The 16011-nt window shown below is 44.0% G+C and carries 9 protein-coding genes; all 9 read left to right on the top strand.

Features of this window, described 5'->3' with window-relative positions; genetic code table 11:
* The first annotated feature begins 527 nt into the window (after window positions 1-527).
* The 9 genes from AC59IL_RS03285 (at window position 528) to AC59IL_RS03245 (ending at window position 15951) form a co-directional block, all read left to right on the top strand.
* Window positions 528-1580 carry a response regulator gene (locus tag AC59IL_RS03285; RefSeq protein WP_496550649.1) on the top strand — a complete coding sequence of 351 codons (1053 nt, stop codon included), beginning with the start codon at window positions 528-530 and terminating at the stop codon, window positions 1578-1580.
* Window positions 1581-2122: 542 nt separating this feature from the next.
* On the top strand, window positions 2123-2725 hold the full coding sequence (locus AC59IL_RS03280; protein WP_496550648.1) for an RNA polymerase sigma factor: 603 nt from the start codon (window positions 2123-2125) through the stop codon (window positions 2723-2725).
* A gap of 182 nt (window positions 2726-2907) precedes the next feature.
* Window positions 2908-4116, top strand: coding sequence for a FecR family protein (locus tag AC59IL_RS03275; protein WP_496550647.1), 1209 nt, complete (start codon window positions 2908-2910; stop codon window positions 4114-4116).
* 261 nt (window positions 4117-4377) lie between these two features.
* The gene (locus tag AC59IL_RS03270; RefSeq protein ID WP_496550646.1) at window positions 4378-7761 is read left to right on the top strand and encodes a TonB-dependent receptor; all 3384 of its coding nucleotides are present in this window, start codon (window positions 4378-4380) and stop codon (window positions 7759-7761) included.
* Between the two features lie 21 nt (window positions 7762-7782).
* Window positions 7783-9729: a RagB/SusD family nutrient uptake outer membrane protein gene (locus AC59IL_RS03265; RefSeq protein ID WP_496550645.1), complete on the top strand. Its 1947-nt coding sequence runs from the start codon at window positions 7783-7785 to the stop codon at window positions 9727-9729.
* Between the two features lie 144 nt (window positions 9730-9873).
* A complete protein-coding gene (locus tag AC59IL_RS03260) occupies window positions 9874-11184 on the top strand; it encodes an IPT/TIG domain-containing protein (protein ID WP_496550644.1) in 1311 nt (436 codons plus the stop codon).
* Window positions 11185-11194: 10 nt separating this feature from the next.
* Window positions 11195-12736: a right-handed parallel beta-helix repeat-containing protein gene (locus tag AC59IL_RS03255; RefSeq protein WP_496550643.1), complete on the top strand. Its 1542-nt coding sequence runs from the start codon at window positions 11195-11197 to the stop codon at window positions 12734-12736.
* Between the two features lie 89 nt (window positions 12737-12825).
* Window positions 12826-14376 carry a right-handed parallel beta-helix repeat-containing protein gene (locus tag AC59IL_RS03250; protein ID WP_496550642.1) on the top strand — a complete coding sequence of 517 codons (1551 nt, stop codon included), beginning with the start codon at window positions 12826-12828 and terminating at the stop codon, window positions 14374-14376.
* 129 nt (window positions 14377-14505) lie between these two features.
* Window positions 14506-15951 carry a Gfo/Idh/MocA family protein gene (locus AC59IL_RS03245; protein WP_496550641.1) on the top strand — a complete coding sequence of 482 codons (1446 nt, stop codon included), beginning with the start codon at window positions 14506-14508 and terminating at the stop codon, window positions 15949-15951.
* The last annotated feature ends 60 nt before the right edge of the window (window positions 15952-16011 follow it).

Genomic DNA, 16011 nt, shown 5'->3' with positions numbered 1-16011 from the left:
CGCATTTTTAAAAAAATAGTATCACTTTTGCATCTCCCTTCCGAATTCTATCTGAAAATAAGTCACCATTTAATTAACGCGGTTTTTCGTATCAATAGCCGGCTTATAAAAGCCTGGGCTGGATAACTTTTAATCCTATTGAGTAGTAGCTTTTTGGTAGTATGATGAAGTATTCCTGTGTAAAAATTTTTTAACGTGTGTGTAATGAATAATGTACAAAATATTTTATCTTTAATTTAACACAATTGTCATCCAGTATTCCCGGCTCAAAAAGAAAACCGAATCCTTAGCAGGTGTATTACATGTGAAACCACCATATTGATAACCAATAAGGTGCATAAATTGAGAGAACATCTCCCGCTATATATCACAAGACTTCTTTCCGGTATTAAACCCTTGAACGTGCCCTATTTGTAACGCGCGACCGGTTCCAAAAAATCAAAGTGTTCCTTCGAAAGCTATGTTTTGTTATGATGCCTTTGGCAGCATAAAAAACGACATTTTTCATTTTTAAAACTCAACCAAACATGAAAAAGATTCTCGTTATTGAAGACAACGCGGAGATAAGAGAGAATACGGCGGAGATTCTGGAATTAGCTAATTACAAGGTATTTACGGCAGAAGATGGCAAAGCAGGGATAGAAATAGCTTTGCACGAAAAACCTGATCTTATTTTATGTGATGTGGTAATGCCGGAATTAGATGGATATGGCGTACTGCATCTGGTTCATAAAAATGCTGCGATTCGAAATACCCCCTTTATTTTTATGTCGGCCAGGGCCGAGAGAGCTGAAATGAGAAAGGGTATGGAACTGGGAGCCGATGATTATATTACCAAACCTTTTGAAAAAACAGAACTGCTGCAGGCCGTTGAATGCCGGTTAAAGAGGGCCGAATGGCTAAAGCAGGATTTTGTACACGAAACTCCCATCAATGGCGGCACGTTAAGTGATTTTCCCCGGATTGGAAATGAAAGAGATATTTTAAACCTGCTGTCAGAAAACCGGGATATCAATAAATATAAACGAAAACAAATCATTTATGTTGAAGGCAACCGTCCTGCACGGCTGTATTATATTAAGAAAGGAAAAGTAAAAACCTACAAAACCAATGAAGAAGGTAAGGAGTTGATCGTAGGTATTTATGGCGAAGGCGATTTTCTGGGATACGTAGCGTTGCTCGAAGGCACCGTGTATAAAGAAAGAGCCGAAGCTATGGAAAACACCGAACTGGCGATAATTCCCAAAGACGAGTTCGATGCATTGATGAATACCCGGCGCGAAGTGGTAACAAAATTCATGACCATGATGGCCAGGAATATTACCGAAAAAGAACAGTTGTTACTGGGACTGGCCTATAACTCGCTTCGCAAAAAAGTGGCCGATGCACTGATAGCCGTTAACAAAAAATATAAAACTTCCATTAATTTAAGCCGTGAAAACCTGGCAGCCATTGCAGGTACAGCTACCGCTTCGATGATACGAACCCTCAGCGAATTTAAAAGCGAAAAGCTGATCGATATTAATGAAGGCGCGATTACCATTCTCAACGAAAAAGAACTGGAGAACCTGTTGAACTGATTTGGCAAACGGTGAACGGTGAATCTTTCCTCCGACGTAGTCGGAGGTTTTTGTGTTATAATAAATCGTATTCAATACAATTAATGAGGAAGCCGGATGGAAATCCGGCTTCGGTTCTGATCCAATATCCTATGAAAAACCAGTTCGAAAATAGCCCATCTATGCATTTCACTCAATGATGCAGGTCATAAGCATTTATGATTGTTATATTAATAATCGTCATTATGCCATTTATTTTTTAGGGTGTCGTTAATGATCATTTATTGGGTTAAATCAGGTAAATAACTGGTTGTAAAACAGTTTAAGAAAAAATAACGCAAACGTTTGTATAATGCATTCAATCGTTTGCATTACCCCGCCCGGCAATTTTAATCATCTGCACTCAATTATTTTTAGTACAATCGTGATGCTAAACAACAATTAGCCTTACCGGCCGGTAAATATCTTTTAACTTAGTTTGTTTGGTAACCTTTCCTGGGAAAAATAAATAGCCTGCTTTTCAAATTTATTTATTGTTTTAAAATTTATAACCGAAGCACAGGGTGCCATTGGACAACTTATATACCGACAGAGCATTATTAAAACAAGTGGCAGAGGGGGATAAGTTAGCCTTCAGGCAATTATTCGATCTGTACAAGCTTCGATTGTTTGCATTTGTATTGCAGCTGACCAATTCGAAAGCCGATGCAGAAGAAATTGTGCAGGATGTGTTTGCGAAGTTGTGGGAAAGCCGCGGTATGCTGACGAAAGTTGAATTTCCCGATAAATACATTTATACCATTGCCCGTAATAAAACATTGAACCATTTAACAAAACTGGCCCGCGACCGTCAGTTGTTGAATCAGTTATGGGTGAATTTGTCGCAGGCCGATAATGCTACCGAAGAAATATTGCAGGCGCAGGATAGCCGCAGGCTGATTGATGATGCGGTAAGCCGGTTGAATGATCAACGGCAAACAATTTTCCGGCTCAGCCGTGAACAGGGACTTAGTCATGACGAAATTGCTGCGCAGCTTGGCTTATCAAAAAGCCGGGTAAAAAATATACTGGTCGAAATATTAAAGTACATCAGGGATCACCTGGCCCGGCATGCTACATTGATTTCCGCTTTGTTCTGCATGAGCTATAGTTTTCAAATATTATAACTGCTCTTTTTTGCTACACAATCGTTTGCGGAATTTTTTTTATTAAAATCTCACACATTTTCCGGTCCTTCTTTTTTTCTCAACTGTCTGTACTTGTATATTACCCATTTGCGAAGAAATCATTAATTAATCATTAAATGTCTGGCATCACCCCTCGTATACAATATCTGTTTAACCGGTATATGCAAAAAACATGTACCCGCGAAGAGTTACAGGAATTGTTTGGCTGTATTGCTCAACCCGAAAACCGGCAATTGCTCGAACAGTTGATGGATGAGCAATATGCGATTCTGCAACCGCTGGCATCGGCGCAGGATATCGACTGGGAACATATTTATCAGCAGGTAACACAAACAACAAATGATACTATAATTATTCCTTTGAATAAACCGGGCCGGTTACGGTGGTTGCAGGTAGCAGCCGCTGCTGTTATAGTACTGGGCCTGGGGTTGGGCGGTTACTGGTTCATGAACCTGGTATCGAAAAATAAAATGGCTGAAAACGATAAACCCAAAAATTCAGTAAAGGATATATTGCCCGGTGGCGACAAAGCTGTATTAACGCTGGCCGATGGCCGGGTTATCGTACTCGACAGCGCGCAGAACGGCGTATTGACACAACAGGGAAATACAAATGTAATAAAGCATAAGAATGGACAATTAGAATATGAAAAAGCTGGCAGCGGACAGATTTCAGTTGCCTGGAACACATTGGCAACACCACGTGGCGGACAGTATCAGCTGGTATTGCCCGATGGCAGTAAGGTGTGGTTGAATGCGGCTTCATCGATCAGGTACCCGGTTGCATTTACCGGAAATGAAAGAAGGATAGAGCTAACAGGCGAAGCTTATTTCGAAGTGAATAAGGTGTTCGACGAGAGCGGGCATAAAAAAACTTTTGCTGTCGACATACTCCCCTCCACCGGAGGGGCGGGGGGAGGCCGTATTGAAGTGCTGGGAACCCATTTTAATGTAAACGCCTATAACGACGAACAGGTGATCAACACAACGTTGCTCGAAGGAAAAGTAAAAGTTACATCCGCTGGTAGCCAACCACAAACAAGAATCAACGAACCACAAACTTTATTGCCCGGGCAGCAGGCGCAACTATTTAGCAACGGAAACATAAAAAAGCTAGATGACGCCGATATAGAACTGGCTATGGCATGGAAGAATGGCGTTACAGCATTTAAAAGCGCCGATATTAAAAGCATCATGCGGCAGGTGGCGCGCTGGTATAATGTAGATGTTGTTTATGAAGGCGAAATCCCCCAACGCACTTTTACAGGCGGTATTCCCAGAAATGCGAATCTTTCTGAACTGCTGCATTTGCTCGAAGTAAGCAAGGTGCATTTTAAACTGGAAGGGAATAAGCTGATTGTTATGCCATGATGCCTGAATTAAGAACTGAGAACTAAGAACATAGAACTGAGTTAATAAAAACAAAACCGTTCCGGGTTGGAGCCGGAACGGCGAAAAGTTTGGATTAACCGAATAATGCTCCGGCAAAAGCCGGAACAGCAAACATTGACTGTTTTATTGCTTAACCCAAAACAAAACAAAGGTATGCATTTCGCCATTTATCCGGCTATGCAGGGGAGGCTGTGTTTGCAGCATCCCGGGTATAGTCGTACAACCAAAACTCTGCTCGTTATGAAGCTAACAGCTTTTCTTTTACTGGTAACCTGCTTGCAGGTAAGTGCAAAAGGATATGCACAAAAGATATCGCTGTCTGAAAAAAATGCTCCGCTCGAAAAAGTAATTCAGCAAATAAAAAAGCAAAGTGGTTACCAGTTCTGGTACGAAGACAAGCTGTTGCAAAAAGCCAAACCGGTAAGCATTCAGGTGCAAAACGTGTCGCTCGAAGAAGCCCTGAAGCGGGTGTTTGACAATCAACCGCTTACTTATGAAATAATCGGTAAAACAATCGCAGTTAAGGAAAAAGACAATCCTCCCGCAGTGGTTGCGGCTGTTTTGAAAAATACGCCACCGCCTGTTGATGTTACCGGCCGGGTGCTGAATGAACAGGGCGAACCGCTCATTGGCGCTACTGTAAGTGTTTCGCGCGGCCACACTACCCAAACCGATGTAAATGGTGTATTTCTTGTTAAAGAGGCTTTACCCGAAGATATAATTACCATTACCTATACCGGCTACGACGCTATAAACGTAAAAGTGGGCGATAAAACATTTTTTGCGCTGGTGATGAAACCGATAGATAAAGGCATGGAAGAAACCGTGGTGGTAGGCTATGGCAAACAAAAGAAGATCAGCGTTACCGGTTCTGTGACCACGGTGAACATGCAGGATATGCGCACGCCGGTACGTTCATTAACCAATGCGCTCGCCGGTAAAGTAGCCGGCATCATTTCTATGCAAACAGGCGGCGAGCCCGGATACGATAATCCCACTTTCACCATACGCGGTATTGGTACATTTACCGGAAGTACATCTCCTTTGATTATTATTGATGGCGTACAGCGCGATGATGTAAACAGCACTTATGGCGGCGCCTATAATAACATCGATCCCGAAGATATTTCCAGTATTTCCTTACTGAAAGACGCTTCCGCCACTGCGGTATATGGCGCCAAAGGCGCTAATGGCGTTTTAATCATCACAACCAAAAAAGGATCGGCCGGTAAGCCAAGGATCTCTGTAAAACTCGAATCAGGCGTATCGGGCTTAACCAAAAAGCCCGACATGCTCGATGGGGTTACCTACATGAAGTTGTTGAATGAAGCCAAAACCAATATGAATGAGGCGCCGGTTTATTCTGATGAAGTAATTCAAAAAACCGCCAGCGGCCTCGATCCTTATTTATATCCCAATGTAAACTGGATAAAAACAATTTATAAAGACCGGGCGCCTCTTTATAACGGCAATGTGAACGTAAGCGGAGGCGGCGAAGCCATGCGCTATTATATTTCTGCTTCTTTTTACGATCAGGACGGAAGTTACAAAGTGTCCAAAATGAATGGATACAATCCCAATTTGAATTTCAAACGGTACGATTTCAGAAGCAATATTGATGTAAATCTCAGTAAAACCACACTGCTGTCGCTGAATATCGATGCCATGCTGGTGAACAGCCGCTATCCCGGCACTTCGGCTGCCCGTATATGGTATGCAGCCTATGCAACCAATCCTATTGCATTTCCTGTTTCGTACCCAGATGGAAAATTTGCCGGTCCGGTTAATAACGGAGGAACCAACCCCTTTAACCTGGTACAAAATGCGGGCTATACAACAGAGTTTCGCCCCATCGTGCAATCTGTGATGACCGTTAATCAAAAACTCGATAAAATAACCAAAGGATTAGGCGCCATGGCGCGTTTTTCGTTCGACTCCTATTCGCAGTTTGATAATAACCGCTTTGGCACCAATACGCTTTGGTATGCTTCATCGCGCGACGACAATGGCAACCTCATTTTTGGAAATCCTGTAAGAACAGGTAATCAGTTTCTATCTTATAGCAGCAGTTCATCGGGCGAACGCATTATGTACCTCGAAGGAAATATAACCTATGACCGTTCTTTCGGACCGCATCGCGTAGGTGGTTTGTTATTGTACAACCTGCGCAACCGCGTAACAGGAACCGCTTCCGATGTAAAATATGCCATCCCTTACCGCAATCAAAGCATGGCCAATCGTATTACTTATTCATACAACGATAAATACCTGGCCGAGGTAAATGTGGGTTATACAGGATCAGAAAATTTCAAAAAAGGCGAACGGTTCGGATTGTTCCCTGCGGCATCGGCCGGATGGGTGATTTCGCGCGAAGGTTTTTTTGATGCATTGGCAGGCACCGTAAATCTGCTTAAGCTAAGAGGATCATATGGCGTTACCGGAAACGATCAGTTTGGGGCAAATGTTTTCGACCGCTTTGGTTATCTCACGTATATAACAGGTGGCAACAGCGCAGCTTTTGGACTTACACCCAATTTTTACAGCGGTATTACCGAAAGTGTATTTGGGGTAGATAACCTGAGATGGGAAAAATCAACAAAATACAATATAGGGCTCGAGATCGGATTGTTCAATAAACTGAATATTGTTGCCGAAGCCTATCGCGATAAACGAAAAGATATTTTAATACAGCGATCATCTATCTCCTCAGTCGGCGGATACAGCTTAAGCAAAATTTTCGCCAATATGGGTGAAATGAACAACCATGGCTACGACGGTAGCATTGAATACAATGAACGGTTTGGCCGAAATGTTCATTTGCGTTTATTCGCAAACGTAACCTATGCCAAAAATAAGATCGTTTTTGCCGATGAGCCTGTACGCACCAATGCCTACCAGCAGTGGCAGGGCCATCGCTACGGCGCCTTTTCGGGTTATATGGCACAGGGTTTATTTGTTGATCAGAATGATATTGATAAAAATGCTGAACAAAAACTGGGCAGCATGTTGATTCAGCCGGGGGATATCAAATACAGGGATTTGAACGGAGATGGAACGGTTGATGGAAACGACTGGGCCTGGCTTGAAAAATCGTCTTTCCCCACCTGGTTATACGGACTTGGTTTTACCGTATCGGTTAAAAAAATAGATCTGTCGCTTTTCTTTCAGGGGGTGGCCGATGTGGCTATTATGGCCAATGGCACAGGGGTATCAAGTCCTGATGGCTCTGCAGGCGGTGTTGGTATCGTGCCCTTTGCCGGTATCGGGCAATATCCGGGTAATGTATTGTCGAATGTAACCAGCAGATGGACAAAAGAAAATCCCAGTCAGAATGTAGACTATCCCCGTTTAAGCGTATCGAATCAAAGTAGCAATAATTATCAAAACAGCACATGGTGGATTAAAGATGGTAGTTTTTGCCGTTTGAAACAGGCTTCACTGGGATATGATTTTGCAGGCGCTCAGCTGAAAAAAGCCGGTTTTTCGGGATTGTATTTATATGCATCGGCGCAAAACCTGCTCACTTTTTCAAAGTTTAAATTATGGGATCCTGAGCTCGGCTCCGCCGCCGCTTCGTATCCTCCTGCACGTACCATTACTATTGGTATAAGAGCGCAATTTTAAACGTGATTAAAACAGACAATAATGACTAAAAATAAATATATCAAAAGCACAGAAAAAATTGATGCTGAGCGTAGCGAAGCATCTGTATTTCATCTGTGTTCATCCGTGCAATCCGTGGCAAAAAAACATGCTGAGCGAAGCGAAGCATCAATGCTCCGTGGCATCCTTGTTATGCTGTTGCCGGTTGTTATGTTATCCTGCAATTACCTCGATAAAAAGCCCGACAACCTGATAACAGAAGATATGATCTGGCAAACGAGGTCCAATGCCGAATCGTACCTGTATAACATTTACGGATATGTGCACAATACCGATGGGGGCGATTATGCTACCATGGGCGCCAGTGATGAATCGTCGGTATGCATCGGTGGTGTGAATGTGCGCCAGATGGTGGCCGGCAACTGGAGTGCTAACAGCGGGTACTTTTATAACTGGGGAACCTGGTATGTAGGCATACGGCAGTCGTATGTGTTTGAGAACAATATCGACAAAGTGCCATCTGTTGAATTGAGTGATAAACTGAAGGCCCAGTATAAGGCTGAAAGTATTTTTTTGCGCGGCTGGTTCTATTGGCAGTTATTAAAACAATATGGCCCCTTTGTAAAGGTTACCAGTGTAATGAGTAAAACGGAAGATTATAATCAATATCCCAGAGCGCCATTCGATACCTGCATTGCCTTCATCAATGAACTGATGGATAACGCAGCCCAAAATTTACCGGCCATATGGGCATCTTCGGCAAATAACGGACGACCTACAAAAGGCGCCTGCCTGGCAGTGAAAGCCCAGGTTGCTTTGCTGGCAGCAAGTGAGTTATGGAATGGCAACCCCCGTTTTGCTTCCTGGAAAAACCAAAATGGTACAGCGCTGGCCCCCGCTGCATACGATGCCGGTAAATGGAAGCAGGCTGCAGATGCTGCAAAGGCGGTTATTGATTTGAATGCCTATAAACTGTTTACAAATCTTGATAATGGCGGCGCTTCATTTGATGCCTACGCTTCGTTCAGGGATCTTTTTTTAACCACCTGGAACGCGGAAATTGTTTTTGCAAATAACAACTGGTCGTACTGGGGCTGGACGAAATGCGTTTCTCCCGGACCCGGCGGTTATAACCTGTATAATGCCACGCAAAATATTGTTGATGCATTTTATATGAATAATGGAAGAACCATCGATGACCCGGCTTCGGGCTATGTTGAAACCGGTTTTGCTGCCACCGACGGACCGAATGCGTTGGGACATAAAAAAGGCGACTGGAATATGTATGCCAACCGGGAACCCCGTTTTTATGCTTTTATCCAATATAATGGTCGCCCGGTAGTGCCGGCACCGAGTGTTGATGATAAGAATTATTATTCATCTGATGGAAATAAAAATGGCAATGGCCGGGTAGAGTATTATTACAATGGTAAATCGGGCCAGAAGTCTGCGGGGTCCAATAATATTACCGGATATGATATATTAAAAAGAGTAAGCCCTTCAGATAACATACGCAACGACGTTACCTCATACCGTCCGTATATTTTAATACGCTATGCCGAAATATTGCTCGATTATGTTGAGGCGCTGAATGAATACGATCCTGCCAATGCCGACATTGTAAAATACCTGAACATGGTTCGGGAGCGGGCCGATTTGCCGGGTATCGAAACGGTATATCCTGCTGCTGTTGGCAATAAAGACGAAATGCGTAAATATATTTTACGCGAAAGGCAGGTTGAATTATGCTTTGAAAGCGACAGGTATTTCACACTCATCAGAAGATTAATGCTTGGTAAATCCGAAAATCAAACCATTTATGGCATGAATGTAAATGGCAATGACGGCGGCCTCGGTTTTTCCTTTACCGGCTTTTACCAGAGAACTTTATTTCAGAAACGTTACTGGGACGATCGCATGTACCTGTTTCCTATTGCGCAAAGCGATATAGAAAGAGACAGGGCGCTGGTACAAAATCCCGGCTGGTAATCCCCCCTGAGCGGGCCCGTGCTGAGCGAAGTCGAAGCATCGAAGGGGGACATTGAGCGTAGTCGAAATGTCGCAGGGCATATCAGACATTGAGCGTAGTCGAAATGTCGCATAATCAGTTTCATTCACGCAATTACAAACACTATGTCAAATAATATAAAGTATTTAATCGGTTGTCTTTTTGTAATAGCAGTTACAACCGGTTGTAAAAAAGACAACGGTTCGGGGCACGATGCTTCCTCGCCTGTAGTTATAAATGAATTCACACCTGCACAGGGCGGGGGCGGTACCGAAGTGCTGATTTCCGGTAATAACTTTATTAACGATACCTCAAAAATTTCTGTTACGTTAAATGGCAGAGCTATGAAGGTGGTGGGCGTGAACGGCTCACAGATAATGGTGGTAGTTCCGAAGAAGATAGGTTCAGGTCATATTAAAGTGACTATAGGTGATGACAGCACGGTAAGCACCGGTATTTTTAATTACGTATATACAAGAACGGTGTCAACACTGGCCGGCAGTGGCAAACCCGGCTTTTCAGACGGAAAAGGCGAGGACGCGTACTTTAGTTTCAGTGGTCAGAACTGGTACCGCAGCATGGGTATTGCCGTTGATGCAGATCTGAACGTGTATGTAGCAGATCCCGGTAACCATTGTATCAGAAAAATAGACAGTACGGGAAATGTAACAACCTTCTGTGGCAATCCCAACAGTTCAGGTTATGCCGATGGAAAGGGAACAGTGGCAAAGTTCAGCCTGCCTTATGATGTAGCGCTTGATGCCGGTGGAAACCTTTGGTGTGTTGATCCCGGAAACTGGGATGTGCGAAAAATAGCGCCTGATGGCACAGCTACTACATGGGCATGGGCTAAACAGGACCCCTGGTCGGTTGCAGTAGATAAAGCTACCGGCTACGTATATTATTCAAATTGCAGCGCTTCGGGCAATATTTATCCGGTAACCGGGCAGTTTACCACCGGTGCTGCTGTTGTTACTGGTCTTAATTATGCTGCCGGCATCCGGCTCGATAACAGCGGCAACCTGTATGTGGTGATGAGCGGAGATCATACTGTTATGAAATATTCAACAACAACCTGGGCCGGCAGTGTTATTGCCGGGCAGCAGGGGCTGGCTGGTTATGTAAACGGTGCCGGAGCAGCTGCAAAGTTCGATCATCCCTGGGGATTAGCGCTTGATGCTTCGGGTAACCTATATGTGGCCGGAAATGGTACCTGGGATGGCGGCACCTATAACACCGATCAGTCAATTCGTTTTATAGAAGCAGGCACTTACAAAGTAAGCACATTCGCAGGAAGCGGTGTGGCCGGTTATGCAGATGCGGTAGGAGAGGCTGCGGCATTCAGTGCGCCCACCGGTGTAGCCGTAGATAAAAACGGAACCGTGTATGTGCTGGATAAAAATAACAACCTCATCAGAAAAATTATCACCGAATAGCCTTTACCTTATGATTGATTACTTGTTTGCAAAGCATAATCTTATCTTTTTTATTTTTTTTGCAATGGCCGTGCCCGCCTGCTCAAAAAATAGCAGTGATCCTGTGGCTGAAACGGCGGGCACTCATCTTTACTACGTGTCGGTCAATGGCAGCGACGGCAATACCGGAACCATCGACAAGCCTTTTCGAAGTATCAATTTTGCTTTAAGCAAAACGGTTCCCGGTGATACTGTATTTGTTCGCAATGGCACATACAACGAAAAAGTGCTTTTCCCAAAATCGGGCCGACTCGATAAGTGCATTGCACTAAAAGCTTTTGCCGGCGAAAAACCCATCATTGATGGTACCGGTCTTTCTATAAGCGGCAAAGAAGCCATGATAACTATTCGTAACGTAAGTTTTATCATTTTCGAGGGCTTTGATGTTTGTAACTATAAAAGCACCACGCCATGGGTTAATGTCAATGGCATATTGGTAGACCAGGGATCGAAAAATATTCAGATCAAAAAAAACAGGATCTATAATATTGAGCACAATGTAAAACCCGAAGATGGCCGAAGTGGTCATGGTATCGAGATCATTGGCAACACCGATGTAATGATGACGAATATACTGGTTGAAGAAAATGAAATTCACGACTGCAATACCGGGTACAGTGAAAACCTTACGATCAATGGGTACGTCGACGGCTTTATCATCAGAAAGAATAAAATATACAATGCCGAAAATATTGGCATAGATGCTGCCGGCGGTTATTCGGCTAACACAAATGCTGCGTACAATTATGCACGCAACGGTGTTATCAGCGAAAATGAATTGTATAATATCGATATGACCACCGGCCCCATTGGCGGTGCGCATGGGCATGGCGCTATTGGCATTTATGTTGATGGTGCAAGAAATATTGTTGTGGAACGGAACAAGCTGCATGAGTGCGACCGCGGCATTGGCATTGTAAGCGAGAACGATGCGTATCCTACCAGCAATTGCATGGTGCGCAACAATTTTGTATACAACTGCTGGCGTACCGGCATTTACCTCGGCGGCTATCTGAATTACACATCCGGCGGTACCAATGATTGTTATGTGGTGAACAATACTTTATACTTTAATAATATTGAAACGGGCGCCTTTGGCGAAATAGAAGGAGAGATACGCCTTACAGAAAGTTGCAATAACAACGTTATTAAAAACAACATTGTGTATGCACGGCCTACTGATGTGTTTGTGCATAAGTACACCACAACCGGCTCGAACAATATTGTTGATAACAATCTGTATTATACCACCGGCACTGCCAAATGGATCTGGAACGGTACAGAATATACCGATTTCACAGCGTGGAAAACAGCCTGTGGTGGAGATGCTGCATCAACCAATGGTACAGATCCTTTATTGATCAATACTTCACAGCCCGATCTGCACATTCAACCGGGCTCAACTGCAAAAAATTCAGGAGTAATTATTTCCGCAGATGTACATGGCAGTGTTGATATCGATGGCAACCCGCGCATTGTTGGTAATAAGATCAGCAAGGGAGCGGTTCAATAAGCAATAGGCAATTGGCAATGGACAATTGGCAATGGTAGGCATTTTGCGCCTTAGCGCCTTTGCGCGAGTCAATAATAAATCATTAGCGAATGAATGAATACTTATTTGTGAAACAAAAACTGTTCTTTTTTATTTTCTTTGGAATAGCTATTCCCGCCTGTTCAAAAAGCAACAGCGATCCGTTTACTGAAACCGTAGTCAGCAAAATATATTACGTATCACCAGATGGCAGCGATGGCAATGCAGGAACTATTAAAGCGCCTTTTAAAACCATAATTGCCGCCTTAAACAAAGCAGTGGCAGGTGATACGGTAATGGCAAGAGGCGGTGTTTACAATGAGAAAATCAGTTTTCCAAAATCCGGCACTTCTGATAAAAACATTACGTTAAAAGCATACGCAGGAGAAAAGCCGGTTATTGATGGCAGCACCATTACGGTTAGCGGGTGGACGGCCCTTCTAACATTCGCAGGTGTACGTTATATAACCATCGATGGTTTCGATATCTGCAACCTGTATTCATCTGCTTTCAATACCGATCCCGAAGGGATTGCCATCAATGGAAATTCAAAAGATATAACCATCAGGAACTGTAACATTTATAATATAAAGAACAGCGCCAGCTTAACCAACTGGCGAAGCGGTCATGCCATTTTTGTGATTGGCAACGGAACGGCTGCCATCAGCAACCTGGTTATTACCGGTTGCACGGTTCACGACACACAAACCGGTACCAGCGAAAACATTACCCTTGCCGGCAATATCGATGGTTTTACCATAAGCCGTAATACTATGTATAATACTGAGAACATCGGCATTATAATAGCCGGCGGCGATAATTTAAATCCAACCGGTAATGTGGCTACCAATTATGCGCGTAACGGCGTGGTAAGCGATAATGTTTTGTATAACATTTCCATGGCAAACAGTGTTGATGTTTGGGGCGCCAACAATTACGGCGCCATTGCTATATACGTTTGCGGCGGCGCCAATACCATTGTTGAAAGAAATAGAGTATACAACAGCGACCGGGGTATTGGCCTGGTGAGCGAAAGCAAAACCTATGCAACCAGAAGTACTATTGTGAGGAATAATTTCGTATACAACTGCTGGCGCACTGGTATTTATATGGGCGATTACTTAAACTATGTTGGCGCCGGTACTAAAAGTTGTTACGTTGTTAACAACACGTTGTTTCAGAATGATCGCGTAACCGGTGCTTTTGGTGAAATAGAGGGAGAGATACGCCTTACTGAAAATTGCGACAGCAACGTAATAAAAAATAATATTGTATATGCCCGCCCAACAGATGTGTTCGTGCACAAATACACTACTACCGGCAGTAATAATAGTATAGATAATAACCTGTATTATTCAACAGGCACGGCCAAATGGATCTGGAACGGCACAGAATACACCGACTTCTCAGCATGGCAAAGCGCCTGCGGTGGCGATGCCGGTTCAACCAATGGTACCGACCCGCTGTTCATCAGCACTACTTCGCCCGATTTACATATTCAGGCTGCTTCAACTGCAAAAAATACGGGTGTTGTTATATCTGCCAGTGTAAATGGTTCAACAGATATAGATGGCAATGCGCGGATTGTAAATAACAAAATCAGTAAGGGAGCGCAGCAATGACGCAATGAGCGTGACACGGTTAACCTCGCTTAGCAAAAGAACCGTGGCACGCCTGAAATGTTGGAGAGCCGAAAAATCGGGCCTCACCTGAGTTAGAATCATAATTCCAGTGTCTATAAAACAAAACAAATGAGTTTTAGTCGTAGAAGTTTTTTAAAGAACACAACAGCCGCAACAGGTGGCCTGCTGCTGCCCGGATTAAGCGGATACGCTTCGGCCGAGGCATTACATGATGCTGTTTTGGAATCGGCCGGTAAATCGAAAAACAGGAAGCAGGTATTTAATATGTGTGGTTATGCGGCCCCAAAAATTCCGGTGGTGCGCATAGGTTATGTGGGCATTGGCGGACGTGGAAGCTGGGCGGTAACCAGAATGACCAATATAAAAAATGTTCAGATAAACGCGCTGTGTGATGTGCGCGAAGCGGCCGTTAAAGCCAATCAGCAAACATTAAAAAATGTGGGTTGGCCTGCTGCAAAAGAGTATTATGGAAATGATTATGCCTGGAAAAAATTATGCGAGCAGGATGATATTGATCTCGTTTATATCGCAACGCCCTGGGAATGGCATGTGCCCATAGCGCTATATGCTATGGAGCATGGAAAACATGTGGCTGTTGAAGTGCCCGGTGCCCGCACGCTCGAAGATTGCTGGAAACTGGTTGAAACCTCTGAACGCACGCGCAAACATTGCATGCAGCTCGAAAACTGCTGCTACGATTTTTTTGAAACATTAACGATCAATATGGCGCAGCAGGGTGTGTTGGGCGAACTGGTGCATGCAGAAGGCGCTTATATACATCCGTTGCTGGAGTTGATGTTTACCAAACCTAAAAATGCAGATGATTATCCCGGTGAAGGCGCCTGGCGCTGGAAAGAAAACCAGAAAAGCGGTAACCTGTATCCAACCCACGGTTTAGGACCGGTAGCGCAGGCCATGAATATTAACCGCGGCGATAAAATGGAGTATCTGACGTCAATGTCGTCGAACGATTTTATGATGGAAGCAATGGCCGAAAAACTGGCGGCAGGGGATTCGTATTATAAACAATTTACAGGTAAACATTATCGCGGTAATATGAATACGTCGGTAATTAAAACCGGTAAAGGAAAAACCATTATGGTGCAGCACGATGTTTCATCACCACGTCCTTACAGCCGCATACATGCCATAAGCGGTACGAAAGGATTTGTACAAAAGTTTCCTGATCCGGCGCAAATTGCATTGGGGCATGAACCGGTGGATGCACAAAAACTAAAACAACTCGAAGAGCAATACACGCCCGAACTGATTCGCCATGTTGAGGCGGCGGCAAAAAAGATCGGTGGTCATGGTGGTATGGATTTTATCATGGACTGGCGCATGATAGATTGTTTGCGTAATGGCCTGCCGCTCGATATGGATGTGTATGATCTGGCTGCCTGGTGTGCGGTTACACCGTTAAGCACCTGGTCGGTGACCCACCGTTCCAATTCAGTGGATGCGCCTGATTTCACCGGTGGCTCCTGGAAAACCAACAAACCCGTTGATTTAACCCTGCGCGGCGGTGGTGATACGGAGATTGTGAAGCAATGATCAATGGGCAATCGATGTCGTTTAATTAAGCATTTCGAAATACGGGATTTGTCCCGTCAG

The organism is Niastella sp. sgz303648 (genome assembly GCF_059587045.1).
The sequence above is the reverse complement of the archived record's forward strand: the minus strand, read 5'-3'. Positions and strand labels throughout refer to the sequence as shown.

Coding starts and splice junctions, on each gene's coding strand:
- AC59IL_RS03265 (WP_496550645.1), top strand. CDS start 7,783: ATGACTAAAAATAAATATATCAAAAGCACAGAAAAAATTGATGCTGAG.
- AC59IL_RS03260 (WP_496550644.1), top strand. CDS start 9,874: ATGTCAAATAATATAAAGTATTTAATCGGTTGTCTTTTTGTAATAGCA.
- AC59IL_RS03270 (WP_496550646.1), top strand. CDS start 4,378: ATGAAGCTAACAGCTTTTCTTTTACTGGTAACCTGCTTGCAGGTAAGT.
- AC59IL_RS03285 (WP_496550649.1), top strand. CDS start 528: ATGAAAAAGATTCTCGTTATTGAAGACAACGCGGAGATAAGAGAGAAT.
- AC59IL_RS03275 (WP_496550647.1), top strand. CDS start 2,908: ATGCAAAAAACATGTACCCGCGAAGAGTTACAGGAATTGTTTGGCTGT.
- AC59IL_RS03250 (WP_496550642.1), top strand. CDS start 12,826: ATGAATGAATACTTATTTGTGAAACAAAAACTGTTCTTTTTTATTTTC.
- AC59IL_RS03245 (WP_496550641.1), top strand. CDS start 14,506: ATGAGTTTTAGTCGTAGAAGTTTTTTAAAGAACACAACAGCCGCAACA.
- AC59IL_RS03255 (WP_496550643.1), top strand. CDS start 11,195: ATGATTGATTACTTGTTTGCAAAGCATAATCTTATCTTTTTTATTTTT.